Here is a 17,300-nt window from a genome sequence, read left to right as displayed (position 1 = left end):
ATTTCTGAAAAAATGGTAGCTGGATAGGGACGGGACTGACCCTATGAGAGCATATATTTATATATCTGAAAGCGGTATCAAAAAGAGATCCAGTCGGGTGACAAACTGTACAGCCTAAGGAGGTAATAACACTTGAAATCGAACACTTTTTGGTTATCGAACGTTCGCCTGGAAAGCGGATATGTATTCGACAATGGAGTTGTGACAGGCACGAAGAGCGAAACCTGCCATCTTCTCATTGAGGAAGGAAAGATCGCCCGGATCATCTCTGACGCGCAAGCTGTAGAGACGGATCTGCCTGTGCAGGATGCGCAAGGGCTTTTAGCGCTGCCTCCTTTTAAGGAAATGCACAATCATCTGGACAAAACGTATTTGGGCGGTCCTTGGAAATCATGTACTCCTGTAAAAAATTTAGCCCAGCGACTCGAGCTGGAGGCTAAAGAACTGCCGATATTACTTGAGACGATGACTGAACGAGCCAAGCTGCTGCTCAGCCTGTTCGTGAAATCCGGAGTGAATCATGTTCGCACTCACGTGAATATCGACCCCTACATCGGTCTTAAAAACCTGGAGGCTGTGCGAGAAGCATTGGAGGATTTTGAAGACAAACTTACATATGAAATCGTTGCGTTTCCGCAGCATGGATTGCTGCGCGATCAGGTACCTGCTCTGATGAGGCAAGCGATGCGTGAAGGAGCCACGCTGGTTGGCGGGCTCGATCCTGGCGGAATTGATAATCGGGTGGAAGCCTCTTTAAGTCAAATGATGGAGATCGCGGCAGAAGCCGATGCCGATATCGATATGCATTTACATGATCCGGGACACTTGGGATGGTACACTATGAAAAAATTAGCCGATATCACGCGGCAAGCCGGCTGGCAGAACAGAGTTGCTGTCAGCCATGCCTTCGCTCTGGGTGAAGTGCCGCACGAGCGTGCAGACGAACTGGCTGATGAATTGGCCGATCTCGGAATATCGATCATGTCCACAGCTCCCATCAACAGACCGATCCCGCCAGTTCCAATGCTTCGGGAAAAAGGAGTTACGGTTGCCCTTGGATGCGATGGATTTTATGATTCCTGGGCTCCTTTCGGCAACGGTGATGTCTTGGAGAAAGCATACCGTCTTTCCGAGCGCTACCGCTGGGTTGACGAGCTTTCATTATCTCAGGCATTGGGATTCGTCACAGGCGGCATCACACCACTCCGTCCCAATGGAGAGCGTATGTGGCCGAAGATTGGAGATGATGCAAGCATGGTATTCGCTAAAGCCAGCTGTTCTGCAGAGGTCGTAGCCAGAAAAGCGCCTCGTCCGGCTGTCATGTATAAGGGGCAGATGGTTTCGGGAAGCTTCCGTTCGAATTAAGATGTAAATCAAATCCCCAGAGTAATTCCAATGACTTCTTGAAAGGATGAATAAAACGATGGGTTTAACATATTGGTTAATCAATGTTCGGTTAGAGAGTGGTTATCACGTCGAAAGCGGAAGAGTGACAAGTACGAAAACAGAAATCTGCCACATTCGCATCGAAGACGGTAAAATCGCAGAACTTGTATATGGCACACCTCCAACCACCGGTGATTTGCCGGTCCTGGATGCCAAGCAGCTGCTGATGCTGCCATCGTTCAAAGAAATGCATATCCATATCGATAAAACATATTACGGAGGGCCATGGAAGGCCGTTAAACCGTTCACGAGCATTTTCGGACGAATGAAAGAAGAGAAAGAGCTGCTTCCCAAGCAGCTGCCAACAGCACAGGAAAGAGCGGAAAAAATGCTTGCGATGATGCTCGGATTCGGCTCCACGCATATCCGCACACACTGCAACATCGACCCGATGGTCGGACTGGGCAACCTGGAAGCCACGATGCGGGCGCTCGACTCCTTCTCCGGTAAAATCTCTCACGAAGTCGTTGCATTCCCGCAGCATGGTTTGCTGCGCTCCCAGGTTGTTGATCTGGTCAAGCAAGCCATGAAGCAAGGTGCAACCTTCGTGGGCGGTGTCGATCCGGCAACCGTAGACGAAGACATCGAAAAGTCGCTGCAGACGATCATGGATATTGCTGTGGAGGCTAACGCCGGAGTCGATGTCCATATCCACGACCGGGATCATTTGGGCATATTCACGATGAAAAGACTGGCTGAGCTAACCGAAGAAGCAGGCTGGCAAGGACGGGTTACCGTCAGTCACGCTTTTGGTTTTGCAGGTGTTCCGGAAGGCGCCGCTGCCGAGCTGGCGGAGCAGTTTGCCGAGCTTGGGATTTCAATCACATCTACTGTTCCGACCGGTGCGCTAACCATGCCGATTCCGCTTCTGCATGACAAAGGGGTCAAAGTTGAACTCGGCAATGACAGCATCACAGACCACTGGTCCCCATTCGGCATAGGTGATAATTTGGAACTGGCCAGTCGTTTAGCAGAGGTATACCGCTATATTGACGAATTATCCTTATCACAAGCGCTTGGCTTCATTACCGGCGGAAGAACGCCTCTGAATCGCGATGGCAAGAGAATCTGGCCGATGGTCGGCGATGAAGCGAACGTCGTATTCGCCCATGCAAGCTGCTCCGCAGAGGCGGTCGCCAGAAGATCGAAGCTGCAAGCGGTCATGTATCAAGGAAACATTGTGTCAGGTTCGCTTTAATTCAAAAACATAAACCAAGGAGGGTGCAGCAGCCTGATGATCAAATTTGCGCTAAAGTGGCTAGCCTGGATCGTGCTTGCCTTGATTGCCGTGCTTGCCATTTTTCTAATCTATACAACAGTAAAAGATTATAAGCCCCCTGCTCAATCGAAACTCCACGCCAACAATAACGACGGCAGATCAACGCTGAAGCAAGGTGAGCCGTTCACCGTCACGACGTTTAATATTGGCTATGCTGGTCTTGACAAGGGGCAGGACTTTTTCATGGATGGCGGTAAGATGTCCCGCTCCAGAAGCAAGGAACAGACGGAGACTAACCTAAGCGCTATTACCAGCTTTTTGGAAGACACTAGCTCCGATCTATATATCCTGCAGGAGGTGGATGTCAACTCCTCACGCAGCAATCACATTAACGAAGTCAAGGAAATAAGCGACAGCTTGCCTGAGTATAGTAACGTCTTTGCTTTTAATTATAAGGTGCCCTGGGTTCCTGTGCCGATAACCCATCCGATGGGCTCCGTGCAGAGCGGGTTACTCACATTGTCAACGTTCAAAGGTACATCGCATACCCGCTTTGATCTGCCTGGTAAAGAAAACTGGCCTGTTCAGCTGTTTGAACTGGATCGCGGGTTTATCGAAAGCAGGTTTCCCGTCGATAATGGCAAAGAGCTTGTTATGATTAACCTGCATTTATCTGCATACGACAAGGGGGGATTCATCCGGAAGCAGCAGCTTGATTTTCTTGGAGACTATATCGAACAAGAAGTAGAGAAGAACAATTATCTCATTATCGGCGGAGACTGGAATCACTCCTTACCTGGAACGGATGCCACCAAATTCCCTACGAAGCAGCAATATCCAGAATGGCTGCAGCCTTTCCCAGAAAGCTTTGGCCCGAGTGATTTTCAATGGGCGGTAGACCCGAACATTCCTACCTCCCGAGCGTTGGACATCGCATACGAAAAAGGGGTCAATTTTCTTGCGATCATCGACGGATTTGTTGTTTCTCCGAATGTAGAAATCGTGGATGTTACCGGACACGACCTGAGCTTCGAAAACAGTGACCATAATCCGGTAACAGGGACGTTTATTTTAAAGTAAACCTGCTCATCCTTCTCCAACGTTAAAGAAGCCGATACCTCAAAAAAATAGCTGTCGGGATTTCCCCGACAGCTATTTTATATAATACTAGAGCCTAATCCCGATTAGCCAACTTCGCAAGTAAACGGACAATCTCTACGTACAACCATACGAGAGTGACCAGTAACCCAAAGGAGCCGTACCACTCCATATGCTTCGGTGCTCCTTGCTTAGCCCCTTCTTCAATAAAGTTAAAGTCGAGCACGAAGTTCAGAGCCGCAATGATGACGATGACTACCGATATTCCAATACCCAACGGAGTGCTATCATGCAAATACGGTACCGTCACGCCAAACATGCCAAGTACAAAGCTCAGCAAATATACAAGCGCGATGCCGAGCGTAGCTGCGAAGACGCCGCGTTGAAATCCCCGGCTAGCTTTAATCAGGCCGGTTTTGTACGCGATCAGCATGGCCAAGAACACGCACATGGTCAGCAAAGCAGCCTGAAGGGTAATCCCATAGTATAATGATTCATAATTAGCCGATAATGCCCCTAGAAAAAATCCTTCCGCAATCGCATAAATCGGTGCCAAAAACGGTGCAGTCGTTGGAACAAAACTGATGATTAGCGCCAGGATCAAACCGCCAATCGCGCCACCAATCATGTACGGGAATACATTGTAACCATTGAAAAACATGGCCCAAGATATGACAGCTGCCCCGATGAGCAGCGCTAACAGCATGAACGATTTGTTCACCGTTCCGCCGATCGTCATCGTTTCTTTGCCATTGTAATATCCACTCTTCTCAAATGTTTTTTCGCTAAGTGTTGGATTTCCACTGCGACCTATCAAAATGCATGCCTCCAAACTGTTTTATTTTTCATTTTAGCATAATATTAAGTATATTAGGGTAGGCATTATGGTAGTCCCTTTTCCAGAATCTCAACAAATTTTGTTGAGGCTGGCGATAGAGATACACTTCTTAAGGAACATACACCTATGCTTCTTTTAGGTATTGGCGGAGTAAGATGAACTTCATACAATAACCCTTTATCGAGATACTCTTGGGAAAACTCCTTCGTTACGCAAGCTATGCCCAAGTTTATTTTTGCAAATTCCAATAGTAAATGGTGGGAGCCCAGTTCAAAATCCGGAGAAATCTTGATTCCTTTAGACAGCATATAGTCCTCTACATACTTTCTGGAATTGGATTTGGATTCAAGAAAGATGAGCGGCAGCTTTGCCATTTCCTCCAGGCTGACCGGGCCGGATAAGGCGTGCTTGAATTTTTCACCGTAAACAAAAATATCATGAATATCAATACATGGTTTGAGCTCTAGTGCCGGGTCGTCAAGCGGAAAATTACAGACTCCAATATCGACTTCCCCTGATTTTAAAATAGAACAGATTTCAAGTGTCGTACCATTCACAATTTTAAATTTAATATTGGGATATCGAATGTGAAAGGTCTCCAAATAGGGAAGTAAAAAATAACGGGAAATCGTGTCCCCCACACCGATTTTCAACTCGCCTGTCGTCAAGTTTTTAAATTCAAGAATTTTCTCTTCTCCAACGTGAATCAGATTGATCGCGGAATTGGCATATTCGTACAGCAAACTGCCTTCATTCGTTAACGACACCCCTTTAGGGGTTCGTGTAAAAAGACGGGTATCCAGCTCCCTTTCCAGCTGCATGATCGCTTGACTGACCGCAGGCTGTGTCATGTATAAATCTTTTGCGGCTCTGGAGAAGCTTTTACTATTTGCGACTTTGCAAAATACCTTATATAAATCTAATTTACTCACTATATAAGCACCTCTTATGCCTACTATTTGATATATTGATTTCACTTATACCATTAGATTGATGTATATTACAAGTGTATGTGTCACGTCAATCATTAACTTTAAAAGCTGTAAGGAGCGATTACATTGGAAAGAGTCGTTGGAACTGTAGTTAGAGGCCTCCGTTGCCCGATCGTAAACCGAGGGGACAACATTGAACAAATCGTTGTAGATAGTGTGTTAAAAGCTTCTGAGGTTGAGGGCTTTCGCATTCATGATAAGGATATCGTCACTGTAACTGAATCGATCGTCGCCCGTGCTCAGGGCAATTATGCTACAATCGATCATATTGCGGAAGATGTTCGTTCCAAGTTTGGAGAAGAAACGGTAGGCGTCATATTCCCGATCTTAAGCCGAAATCGCTTTGCAGTCTGTCTTCGTGGTATTGCTAAAGGCGCTAAGAAGATTGTCCTGATGCTTAGCTATCCATCGGATGAAGTTGGAAATCACCTGGTTGATCTGGATATGCTCGATGAAAAAGGAATTAATCCTTGGACAGATACTTTAACCGAATCGCAATTCCGCGAGCATTTTGGATATGAGAAGCATCCTTTTACTGGGGTAGACTATATTGATTACTATAAATCGATCATCGAAGAATATGGGACCGAATGCGAGATCATTTTCTCGAATCATCCAAAAACGATCCTGGAATACACCAAGCATGTACTAACTTGTGATATCCATTCGAGATTCAGAACCAAGAGAATATTAAAGGCAAACGGCGGAGACAAGGTCTACAGCCTTGACAACATTTTATCAGAGTCAATCGATGGCAGTGGATATAATGAAGCCTATGGCCTGCTAGGATCTAATAAATCAACAGAAGATAGTGTGAAGCTTTTCCCGCGTCAATGCCAGCCGATCGTGGATAATATACAGCAAATGCTTAAAGAAAAAACGGGTAAGCAAGTTGAAGTCATGGTCTACGGAGACGGGGCTTTTAAAGATCCTGTAGGGAAAATATGGGAACTTGCTGATCCAGTTGTATCCCCAGCCTTTACATCAGGTCTTGAAGGTACGCCTAATGAGATCAAGTTAAAGTATTTGGCGGATAATAACTTTGCTGATCTAAGAGGCGAAGAGCTTAAGCAAGCGATCTCTGAATATATTAGCAATAAAGAACCGGACCTGGTAGGGGCCATGGAAGCGCAAGGGACAACACCTCGGAAGCTGACTGACCTTATCGGCTCCCTGTCTGATTTAACCTCCGGAAGTGGAGATAAAGGCACACCTATTGTCTATATCCAAGGATATTTTGACAACTATACAAATTAATTTTAAGCTTCAATGGAGTAGAAGCTCCGGCATCACATGAAGCGGGAATTTCCCAATGAAAAAGGACTTGAAGGCATGTTGTGTTTACGCCCTCAAGTCCTTATTTTGCTTACTAGACTTCCTTATTTACTAAGCCGCTAATAAAAGATTCAAAGTTGGGAGCAAGCTTGGTGACGGTGTAATCATTCTTTTGATCCACATGAATAACCTCGGGTTCTCCATCATTTCCAGCCGTGCGGTAATCAAGCATAACGACCTCATTCTCGGAAGGACAATCACAAATGACCACGCCAACTTCCGGGTATCCTCCCTGTTCAATCATATACCGGCTCCCTAATTCTCCGCACAATGATCTTTTCTTCTCTCGTCCAATGCCGAGAATGCCGGAAATTTCAATATGGTCCTTCCCTATAGGGAAAAACCTGTTGTGAGGAATTCCTCCGTTATGTACCTTCATCATCTGAATATAAGCTGCAGGAAGCTTAAAGACGAGTTCTTCTTCAACGGACTCAATCAACTCATCTGAAGGCGGATCTGAAACATATTGTTCAAGCGCCTGCTCGCTGTCATCCCAAAAGTTAGTAGGATCAACATTTGTATTCTGTTTGGAAGCCTTTTTTTGTACAGACTTCTTGGCCGTTTTCTCCCGAATCCACTCGAGAAACTCCAGGGTATCTTCATCCCCAGGTTCCAATTGATCCGCAGTCTCAAACGCCTTCTTCGCCTTATCGTACTGCTCCAAATAGTAATAGGCAAGCCCTATGCGGTAATGCCAGAGCGGGTCCTCCTTGCCTTCCTCAGCAACGGACAGAAACTGTTCAATCGCCTCTTCGTAACGTTCAAGGTTATTCATCGCTCTGCCCAAATGGCTGATCAGCTCATAATCCCGTTCATCCTCAGGAATCTCTATAATGGCATCTACGATTTCTTCGTACTCATCTTCCTCATGCCATTCGTCCAGCTGAGCCAATAGATCTTCTCTCATCGTCTGCGCCTCCCTATCTACACCTTTTTAGCATTATACCATTACCTGAGCAGCCCTCTCCAGCATGTCCAGGTTTGCCGAAGCGGCAATGAGCTTCATCACTGAGAATAAACAACTGTATTATTTCAAATCAATCAATAATAATGAATAACAAAAAAGGTGCATTAGTTAGTAAAGCTCATTTTTGGGTCTATTCTGTTTAACTGTTCCTTGATGTAATTATGTAGTTCAGGATTGCGGCAATACAGATAACATCCCTTCATTCCCCTGGAGATTAGTACCTTATAAATATTTTTGATTAATGCCGTCAACTGCTCGTTATCATTCTTCAGCCCACGTTTTCCCATCGTATCTTTGTATTCAGAATAGTCAGCGTAGATCAGCATACTCTGCGGATCATACTTTAAATCGTTACCTATAATAACTCCAACATAATCAAACTCTAACCCTTGTGATGTATGCACACATCCAATTTGATCTATACCGTCCTCATGAATAGCCCAAGTACTTGAAATTGCTCTTCCATTCCAAGGCATTCGGAAATCGTGCTCTTCAATAACGACATCAGCAACCTCACCGTTTCTGTTACCATCTTTATCCCTGGTCCAATTCCAAGCAAACCCGGCAAGCATTCTCGCTTTATATCCGGAACTAACCCTTTCTCTAATTTCCTCATATAGGTCATTAGGGTTATCAATCATCTTAAATTCAAATGACTCTTGATCCCAGCCATTAAAATTTGCCGTTGTTTGAATCTGTAGCACATGATCAATCCAATTGATGAACCCTTCTGCCCCGGAGCAGCGAAACTGAGCGGAAAGAGTATATTCATGAACCTCAGAGCCATATAAGCTCGCGATCCTTCTGATTTCAGATACAGAGCCAATATCATCTGGCCTAATACGCTGAAAATCATCGATAAAAAACACGTTTACTTTTGAAGCTTTTATAATATCCTCAATTTGATTTTCTCCACGATACTGATAAGCTCCCTTTCCTTTAAGACGATGAGCTTCGTCTACAACAAGAACGTCATAGAAATTCTCAGATGCCCCGTAAAATTGTCCAGACCCGGCAAACAGCCCACGAGTTCTTGCTTTGTTTTTAAGTTGCTGTTTTGTCAATGTCTCAACCATAACCGTTCTAAAAGAAGCATTAGGTGCGATAAATTTCACATTCAACTTATGTTTTAACAAACCACCAAGTGCATTCATTGAGATCACTGATTTTCCTGTGCCTGGCCCGCCTTTGACTATGATTGTTTTTTTCTTATCGATATTTTTAGCTATACTTATAATAGTTTCGTAAGCAACCTTCTGCTCATCAAGCAAAATAAATTCAGAGTTTCCTTTAAATAGGCTTTCCACATGATCGATCAGCTTTTTTGAAGGCCGAATCTTTCCGTTCTCAATTAAATAGAGAAGGTTAATACCATTTCCCTTACCAATATGTTTATATAAAAACTCTTGAAGCTTTAACGTGTCCTCAGCCATAAATAACGGTGCTTCTCGAATAAGACCTTGATAACGCTCGTTCCTGAGGGGGTCTGGTTGAGGTACCCGATAATTATGTAAATAAGCACAGGCATGCCCCGTTAAATCATTGCTATGGATGGATTCATTCATATCGTCTAAAAATTGCCGATAGGACCAAGCTTGATAAGAAGGATGCGGGATCTCCCGCTTTCTTCCACCGATATATGCAATCACCAAATCTTCTCGGTCCGTTATTTGAGCAGACTCCCACTGCTTCAGTTCCACAATGACAAAATTACTCTTTCCATCCTGGTTCTGGCCTGCAACAATAAAATCAATACGCTTGCTCGTAGCGGGGATGTTATATTCAATCAAAATGCCACAGTCATCAGCGATCTTGGAGTTTCGAATTACCCGTTCCATAAATTGCATGGAGTTGTTCCAAGCTCTTTTCTCGCCAGGACTTGGTTTCATACCCATTTTATCAATAAAAGCTTTCTCAATCTCAACTGTAATTTTATTATGATCAACTGATTCCCGGAACTTTAATGCATTACTACTGTAAATAATCATGCTGCAGCACTCCTACAACTCGGTGTATTTATTCATTCTTCCGTATGATTTTTCTACAGGATACTTCTCTTCATTCTTCTTCATTTTCTCATAGATAATTTTCTCAATATTAAGATCCATTGTATCAGCCAAATAAATAGAATAAATCAGCACGTCTGCCAATTCTTCTGCAATCTGTACTTTTCTATGGTGAACTGCTTCCTCAGAAGACCTCCATTGAAAATGTTCAAGCAATTCCGATGCTTCGATACTTAAAGAAATCGCTAAATCTTTTGCGTTATGGAATTTCCCCCAATCCCGACTGTCCCGAAAGTCTAAAACTTTCCTTAGCAATTCATCATTCATTTTCATACTGTTATCACCATCCCCAGTCAAAATAACACAAAAAAGAGGCAGTTATCCCTACACGGGTAAATGCCTCTGTATGGTCGCATAGTGGCCATGCTTTGGCCTTTAATCATATTTCGTTTTAAATACGATCTCCGCTTTCTTTACCAATTCGGCCTTTCCCTTGAGCGTAAAAATTTACCTCCTAGTTAATAATTATAACGAAAAAATAGTACATTGGCATCTCCCTCAGTGCTATATTATACTGCTCATATAACTATAATGAATATTATTATATCTTTTAGCTCAAAATTTACGAATGACCCGGCATCGTCAATTGCGCATTCCATTTATGTTTTTTGAGGGGATTCTGATGAAATATAATTTCGAACTTATTGCAACAAATGACTACATCCCATTTCGTCTCCTTTTGCACCGGCCTAATTATGTTCAAATGCATTGGCATGAAGATATGGAGATCCTTTTTGTGCTCAGTGGAAATGCCCAATTGCTGCGCAAACAAGAAAGATTTCTGTTAAAGGAATCCGATATTACAGTCATTAACTCAAAGGAAGTTCACTCCATAAGCGGGGACGAACAATGCTTGTTGCTTGTATTACAAATATCTCAGTCCTATTTGGAGCAGCAGTATGGCTCAATGAAAGATCTCCAATTCATATGTAATTCTTCTCAATATGATCAGAAGCATCAGGAGGAGTTTGATACGATTCGGCAAATGCTTGCTCACATGATGTTCATCTATACAAAGCAAGAAAATGGGTATGAGCTAGAGATGAAGGGGATGCTCTTTCGATTGATCGCTTATCTGGTTAAGTATTTTGCGAAAGAGCGAAGTCCGGCGGATCATTTAACCGACGTAAAATATATGGATCGCCTGATGGCGATTACAGAATATATTCAACAAAATTATTCAGAGCCGATTACTTTAACAGAATTAGCCGAGAAAGAGTATTTGTCGGTTCACTATCTTTCGCGGTTCTTTAAAAAGGTACTGGGCATTACGTTTTCAAACTATTTGAATGGGGTCAGGCTGGAGCACGCCATGTACGATCTGCTGTATACCGATGAGACGATTACACAGATCGCCATAAACAATGGATTTCCAAACCTCAAATCGTTTAACAAAGTGTTTCACGAGGCCTATGGACAGTCAGCCAAGCAGTATCGCTCCAGTCATAAGAAACACGCCTATGTCCATTCCTTTCAGCAATCGACTGTTGCCCCGAATTATCTGGAGTTGAATCAGCAGGAAGCTTTCAAAGCGCTATTTAAATATTTGCCTAAACCAAATGAAGATATTACTTATCGCTCCCAAGAAAAATGGATCAAAAAGAGTGAAACCGTGCAAATGAATGACGGAAGCTCAACAAAGCTTGTACATACCTGGAAGCGCCTAACGTCAATAGGCAAAGCTAAAGAAGGACTTTATGCCAACGTACAAAGGCAATTAACACAGCTGCAAAAAGATATCGGCTTCACGCATATTCGCTTTCACGGCATATTTGACGATGAAATGATGGTCTATCAGGAAGATGAATCTGGAAACCCATACTATCAGTTTGCTTACGTTGACCAATTGTTTGATTTTTTTCTGAGCATTGGATTGAAGCCGTTTATTGAGCTAGGCTTTATGCCAGCAAAGCTTGCATCGAGTGATAGCACTATTTTTATAAAGAAAAGCAATGTTAGCTTTCCCCGCTCTTTGAATCGATGGACGGGTTTGGTGAAAGCATTTGTGGAACACTGCATCGAAAGATACGGCTATGACGAGGTGGCGAAGTGGTATTTTGAAGTGTGGAACGAACCTGATGTGAGCGCCTTCTGGGACGGAACCAAAGAGCAATATTTTGAGCTCCATCACGCTACCTATCAAGTAATCAAACAGTATTCACAATTGAAAATGGGCGGGCCGAGCTTGCTGTCGCCAACGATATTGCGTGACAGGTGGCTGCAGGATTATTTGGAGTATTGCAAGAAAAATAACTGTATACCCGATTTTATTTCGATTCATAGCTATCCCTACGATCAGGTTTTTCACGACTTGCTGCAGCAGCATAACCCGCATGAACATTTTCACTGGAATACCGATGAACTGTCAGACTATTGGGTGATGTCTGAGTCATCTGATTATTTGGCACAAGTGGTTGCAAAAACATACCAGATTGTTGCGGATGTGGATATCAAAATCGAGGAAATTCACGTTACAGAGTGGAATTCCAGCGGCAACCAACGAGATCTTATTCATGATACCTGCTATCAGTCCGCCTATATTGTCAAAAATATTATCGATAATCTGGATCAAGTAGACAGCTTATGTTATTGGACATGTACAGACCTTATTGAGGAGTTTACCGTGTCTGACCATATGTTTCATGGCGGGCTGGGGCTGATGACCATGACAGGTGTTCCTAAAGCTGCTTATTACGCCTATCAATTTCTTGCATTGTTAGGTCATGAGCTCATCAAGAAAGGTAATAACTACTGCGTCACAAGGCGCGGCCAAGAAATTCAGGTGCTGGTGTATCATTATGTCCATACGGATCAGCTTTATCGTCTTAATGAGGTGTCTCATATTAATCGAATGGATCGATATGGCATTTTTGAACATACGGACCCGCTTCAGTTCACATTGGAACTGGTGTCTATGCCGACAGGGACTTATCAGATTCGCAAAATGACGCTCAATCGTCAATGGGGAAGTTCATTTGACAACTGGGTAGAAATGGGACACCCTGAATGTCTTTATCCTGAGGATTTGGCCTATTTGCAAGCCATCTCTCAGCCGAAACGTGAAGTATACAAGATGTTTATTGATTCACAATTTAATGTAAAAGCTGAGCTGTCCCCCCATGAGGTTCAGCTTTATATCCTGAAACCTTTATAGGCAAATATTCACCCTGTTGATCACTGAGAACATCAATCAGTGGTCTTTTTTTGTCTTATGGAAGGTTTATTTTTGATATGTTTCTTACTGGGCGAAAATGTAAGCGCTTTAAAGTGGTTAAATTGTTTAATCTTCGCCGTTAAATAAGGGAAAGCAATAAATGATAGCGCTTTCTATAATGGGTGTATATCCAATAAAGGAGGAATCCTCATGTCAGCTGTGCAAGTACCCTGGAAAGAGAGGATCAGCTATGCATTAACTGATACTGCTTCTAACCTGGTATTTCAAGTCGTTACGACCTATTTGCTGTTCTATTATACGGATTCTGTTGGGATTAGCGCTGGTGTCGTTGGTACGCTTTTTTTAATCGCACGATTCATTGATGCATGTGACAGTCCGATTTTCGGGATACTGATTGACAAAACCAACACCAGATGGGGAAAATCCCGACCGTGGTTTTTGTGGCTGGCCCTTCCGTTTAGTGTTGTAGCCGTTCTAACCTTCTCGGTTCCGGATATCAGTCCGACAGGCCAAATTGTGTACGCCTATGTGACCTATATTCTGCTCGGAATCATCTATGCGGGTATCAATTTGCCGGTAACCTCCATCCTTCCGAGTCTTTCAAGCGATCCGCAAGAACGAACCGTTATTGGTGTGATACGAATGCTGTTTGCTATGATCGGAGCGGTCCTGGTCACCACCTTTACGCTGCCAATGGTAGAGAAGCTAGGCGGCGGCAATGATGCAAAGGGCTTCACACTGACGATGGCAATCTTTGCATCCATTTCGTTCCTGTTGTTCATTAATGCCTTTTTCCAGCTAAGAGAAAGGGTTGGGGCGGGGTCTGCCCAGAAGTCTTTGCCGCTTCGTGAAAGCATCAAGGCGATAAAGGGCAACTGGCCGTGGGCTATTATGCTCTTTCTGAATTTTATCTTCTGGATTGCAAACATTATGAAGACCCAAACAACGACCTATTATTTTACTTATAAGATTAATAATCCCGATCTCATTCCGATCATGATGAGCATGAATATGGTGATGATCATTACTTTGATTACGGTCCCGTTCTTTACAAAAAAGATGGGCAAACGCAATACGATGTTGATGGGCCTGGGAATCTCTATCATCGGCCAATTGATTATGTACATGGGAGACGTCATAGGAAGTGTTGGACTTCTGATCGGTGGAAGCGTCGTCGGAAGCTTAGGTGCAGGATTCGCTGCGGGTTTGCTGTTTATTATGATCGTTGATACCGTCGATTATGGTGAATGGAAGTCGGGTGTTCGGGCACAGGGTTTGTTGACTGCTTCATCGGCATTTGGAGTGAAATTTGGAATGGGTTTGGGAGGCGCATTGTCTGCATGGCTGCTCGCCTTTAGTGGATATGAGGCAGGTGCGGAGCAATCCAGTTCGGCATTGTTTGCCATTGATTTGAACTATATTTGGATACCGACCATCTGCTACGTTCTGGCGTTTATTGCATTGTTGTTCTATAAATTAGACAAAGTTGAGAAAGTAATGGTAGCTGAATTGGAAGCACGCCACGCGTCTAGTTAAAATAACTGACCTTAAAAGGAGACATCATACAATGTTGTATCAAGTAGATTTGTCTAAAAAACCGTTTAACCTGAAAGAGAAGGATATTCAATGGGTAAAAAACACGTTGGAATCCATGACATTGGAGGAAAAAGTAAGCCAGTTGTTCTGCCTTGTTGGCATGGGCGACACCAATATGCTGATTGAGATGGTGAAACAATATCAACCCGGCGGATTGATGTATCGTCCTGGTCCTGCCAAAGAGATTCGGACTGCGCATGAAGCGATGCAGAATCATAGTAAAATTCCGATGCTGCTGGCAGCTAATCTGGAGAACGGCGGGGATGGAATCGCTGCGGAAGGGACCTATTTTGGAAAACAGCTTCAGGTGGCGGCTACTAATGATCCGGAGATGGCCTATAAATTAGGAACCGTTGCATGTCGTGAAGGCAAGGCCGTTGGCCTCAATTGGTCATTCGGTCCAATCGTGGACATTAACATGAATTTCCGTAACCCGATTACCAATGTTCGGACGTTCGGAGATCGCCCTGAAACAGTTCTTGAGATGGGCCGTGCTTATATGCGAGCTGCTCACGAAAATGAAATGGCCGTATCTATCAAGCATTTTCCTGGTGATGGTGTAGACGATCGCGATCAGCATTTGCTTACAAGTATCAACTCTCTATCAACCGAAGAATGGGATGCTACCTTCGGCAAAATTTATCAATCATTGATTGATGAAGGGGCAAACACAGTAATGGTTGGGCATATTATGCAGCCTGCTTATCAGCGCTACTATAATCCTGACTTAAAAGATGAAGATTTGCTGCCAAGCTCACTATCACCTGAAATTTTGCAGGGTCTATTGCGCGAAAAGCTGAACTTCAATGGCGTAATTGTCAGCGATGCAACGCTTATGGCAGGATTTACGATTGCTGAGCGACGTGAAATCGCTGTGCCGAAGGCGATTGCAGCGGGCTGTGACATTTTCTTATTCAACCGGAGTATTGATGAAGACCGTGAGTACATGCTGCAAGGAATCCGGAACGGACTATTAACCAAAGAACGAGTGAATCAAGCGGTAACTCGAATTCTTGGATTGAAGGCTTCCCTTCGCTTGCATGAACATCAGGAAGCAGGAACTCTCGTTCCAGATGAAGCTGCGCTCCATGTTATCGGCTCGGAAGAGCATCAATCCTGGGCAAGAGCATGCGCCGATCAGTCCGTTACTTTAGTCAAGGATACACAGCAGCTGCTTCCAATATCGCCAGAAACGCATAAAAGAATTCTCTTATTTGTACTCGGAGATGAAGAAGGAAGCTTCTCCGGAGGGGGATACCATAAAATATTTTTGGAAAAACTGCGTGAAGCCGGTTTTGAGGTGGAATTACATGACCCAACGAATTTCATGGCAATGTTTTCATCGATAAAAGAATTTGTGAGCAAATATGATTTGGCGATCTATTTTGCAAACTATGCAACAGCTAGCAACAAGACTGACTTGCGAATTAACTACACACCGCCGTTTGGAGCGGATATTCCTTGGTTTATTAAGGAACTGCCAACTCTGTTCATTTCTGTAGGCAATCCGTTCCACTTGCAGGATGTGCCTTTTATGAAGACATTTATCAATGCTTATTCCGGCAATTCCTATTCCATCAACGCTATCGTAGAGAAGCTGCAAGGCAAATCTGCATTTGTTGGCACCAATCCTGTCGATCCATTTTGCGGCTATTGGGAAGCTAAACTATAGCTTATAAGGGGTGAATCAGTTTGTTAGTAACCAAAAAAAGCTACACCCTAATGATGGCTATTGCTGCGTTACTATTACTGATATTCGCATTTACTGATTTGCAAATATCCCAAGCGATCGCAACCACGAAGTCATCGTTCGGAGAATTCTTCTTCATTTATGGAGAATCAGCTATCGTTATCATCATGTTTTTGGCGGGAAATGTGTTCCTGGCATCGGCTGTTAAGGATACGGGATGGGGCAAAAAAACGCTGCTTTACTCATTAGGTTCCATCATGATCATTCTGTCCGTTGTTATGCATATCGGCATGTTTACATTCCGACTTGATCTTGGACATTCAGAGAACCTATTCATAACTTTGAGCGTAATCATCATGCTGCTTATGACACTTGCCATGCAAAGATATGCATATATACGATTTTCGACAGAGGATCGCAGCTACTTGCTAAAGATAGCATATACATCTGTAATCTATATTATGGTTACTATACTTGTGATTGAAGGAATCAAAGCAGGCTGGGGGCGCGTCCGATTCCGGGATTTATTGCCCGATTACTCCAATTTCTCTCCCTGGTATGTAATTCAGGGAGAGGGTGGGTCATCGTTCCCTTCAGGGCATAGCGCAAACTCATTTGCAACCGTCGCCTTATCGCTGTTTGTATTGCCTCAACACAAGCGATTGAAGCAATTGATATTTTACGGTGGTTTTCTGTGGTGGTTCCTTACTGCATTAAGCCGAGTCATCTATTCAGCACACTATGCCTCTGACGTGACAGCCGGATTTATGATTTCGTTAAGTATCCTGTGCCTGTTCTATGCTGTATTTCACCGGAACAGTAGCCCGAAGAATTGGCCGAAACAGAAATCTATAGCAAGATAGAAATGAATGAGTTTG

General features: G+C 43.7%; 13 protein-coding genes. 8 read left to right on the top strand and 5 right to left on the bottom strand.

Annotation, left to right across the window (positions count from 1 at the left end):
• Positions 1–132 precede the first annotated feature (132 nt).
• The 3 genes from C8268_RS21965 to C8268_RS21955 are packed head-to-tail and all read left to right on the top strand — an operon-like array spanning position 133 to position 3,745.
• Complete coding sequence (locus C8268_RS21965; protein WP_106769658.1) at positions 133–1,365, top strand: amidohydrolase family protein; 1,233 nt, start codon at positions 133–135, stop codon at positions 1,363–1,365.
• 58 nt (positions 1,366–1,423) lie between these two features.
• Positions 1,424–2,644 carry an amidohydrolase family protein gene (locus C8268_RS21960; protein ID WP_106769657.1) on the top strand — a complete coding sequence of 407 codons (1,221 nt, stop codon included), beginning with the start codon at positions 1,424–1,426 and terminating at the stop codon, positions 2,642–2,644.
• Positions 2,645–2,680: 36 nt separating this feature from the next.
• A complete protein-coding gene (locus C8268_RS21955; protein WP_106769656.1) occupies positions 2,681–3,745 on the top strand; it encodes an endonuclease/exonuclease/phosphatase family protein in 1,065 nt (354 codons plus the stop codon).
• A 94-nt stretch (positions 3,746–3,839) separates the two neighbouring features.
• Here the strand turns inward: C8268_RS21955 and C8268_RS21950 are convergent, their stop codons facing one another.
• Positions 3,840–4,580 carry a Bax inhibitor-1/YccA family protein gene (locus tag C8268_RS21950; RefSeq protein WP_106769655.1) on the bottom strand — a complete coding sequence of 247 codons (741 nt, stop codon included), beginning with the start codon at positions 4,578–4,580 and terminating at the stop codon, positions 3,840–3,842.
• Between the two features lie 65 nt (positions 4,581–4,645).
• Positions 4,646–5,536 (bottom strand): LysR family transcriptional regulator, encoded by an 891-nt coding sequence (locus C8268_RS21945; RefSeq protein ID WP_106770066.1) that lies wholly within the window; start codon positions 5,534–5,536, stop codon positions 4,646–4,648.
• A gap of 123 nt (positions 5,537–5,659) precedes the next feature.
• Here C8268_RS21945 and C8268_RS21940 point away from each other — a divergent pair, with 123 nt between their 5' ends.
• Positions 5,660–6,850, top strand: coding sequence for a coenzyme F420-0:L-glutamate ligase (locus C8268_RS21940; RefSeq protein ID WP_106769654.1), 1,191 nt, complete (start codon positions 5,660–5,662; stop codon positions 6,848–6,850).
• A 112-nt stretch (positions 6,851–6,962) separates the two neighbouring features.
• On the opposite strand, the gene C8268_RS21935 is transcribed toward C8268_RS21940, so the two are convergent.
• From C8268_RS21935 to C8268_RS21925, 3 genes are all read right to left on the bottom strand, one after another.
• Positions 6,963–7,835 (bottom strand): SMI1/KNR4 family protein, encoded by an 873-nt coding sequence (locus tag C8268_RS21935; protein WP_106769653.1) that lies wholly within the window; start codon positions 7,833–7,835, stop codon positions 6,963–6,965.
• 164 nt (positions 7,836–7,999) lie between these two features.
• A complete protein-coding gene (locus tag C8268_RS21930) occupies positions 8,000–9,883 on the bottom strand; it encodes a DUF2075 domain-containing protein (protein WP_106769652.1) in 1,884 nt (627 codons plus the stop codon).
• A 12-nt stretch (positions 9,884–9,895) separates the two neighbouring features.
• Positions 9,896–10,228, bottom strand: a complete 333-nt coding sequence (locus C8268_RS21925) for a nucleotide pyrophosphohydrolase (protein WP_106770065.1) — start codon at positions 10,226–10,228, stop codon at positions 9,896–9,898.
• A 355-nt stretch (positions 10,229–10,583) separates the two neighbouring features.
• Between C8268_RS21925 and C8268_RS21920 the strand changes: the two genes are divergently transcribed.
• From C8268_RS21920 to C8268_RS21905, 4 genes are all read left to right on the top strand, one after another.
• Entirely contained in the window at positions 10,584–13,115 is a 2,532-nt protein-coding gene (locus C8268_RS21920; RefSeq protein ID WP_158702803.1) for a GH39 family glycosyl hydrolase, read from the top strand.
• Between the two features lie 210 nt (positions 13,116–13,325).
• A complete protein-coding gene (locus tag C8268_RS21915) occupies positions 13,326–14,672 on the top strand; it encodes a glycoside-pentoside-hexuronide (GPH):cation symporter (RefSeq protein ID WP_106769650.1) in 1,347 nt (448 codons plus the stop codon).
• 31 nt (positions 14,673–14,703) lie between these two features.
• A complete protein-coding gene (locus C8268_RS21910; protein ID WP_106769649.1) occupies positions 14,704–16,404 on the top strand; it encodes a glycoside hydrolase family 3 protein in 1,701 nt (566 codons plus the stop codon).
• Between the two features lie 20 nt (positions 16,405–16,424).
• The gene (locus C8268_RS21905) at positions 16,425–17,285 is read left to right on the top strand and encodes a phosphatase PAP2 family protein (protein ID WP_106769648.1); all 861 of its coding nucleotides are present in this window, start codon (positions 16,425–16,427) and stop codon (positions 17,283–17,285) included.
• Positions 17,286–17,300: the final 15 nt, after the last annotated feature.

This window comes from Paenibacillus faecalis (assembly GCF_900289175.1).
Classification (GTDB): Bacteria; Bacillota; Bacilli; order Paenibacillales; family Paenibacillaceae; genus Paenibacillus_AQ; species Paenibacillus_AQ faecalis.
Note: the sequence above shows the minus strand (reverse complement) of the source record. Positions and strands in the feature narration are given on the sequence as shown.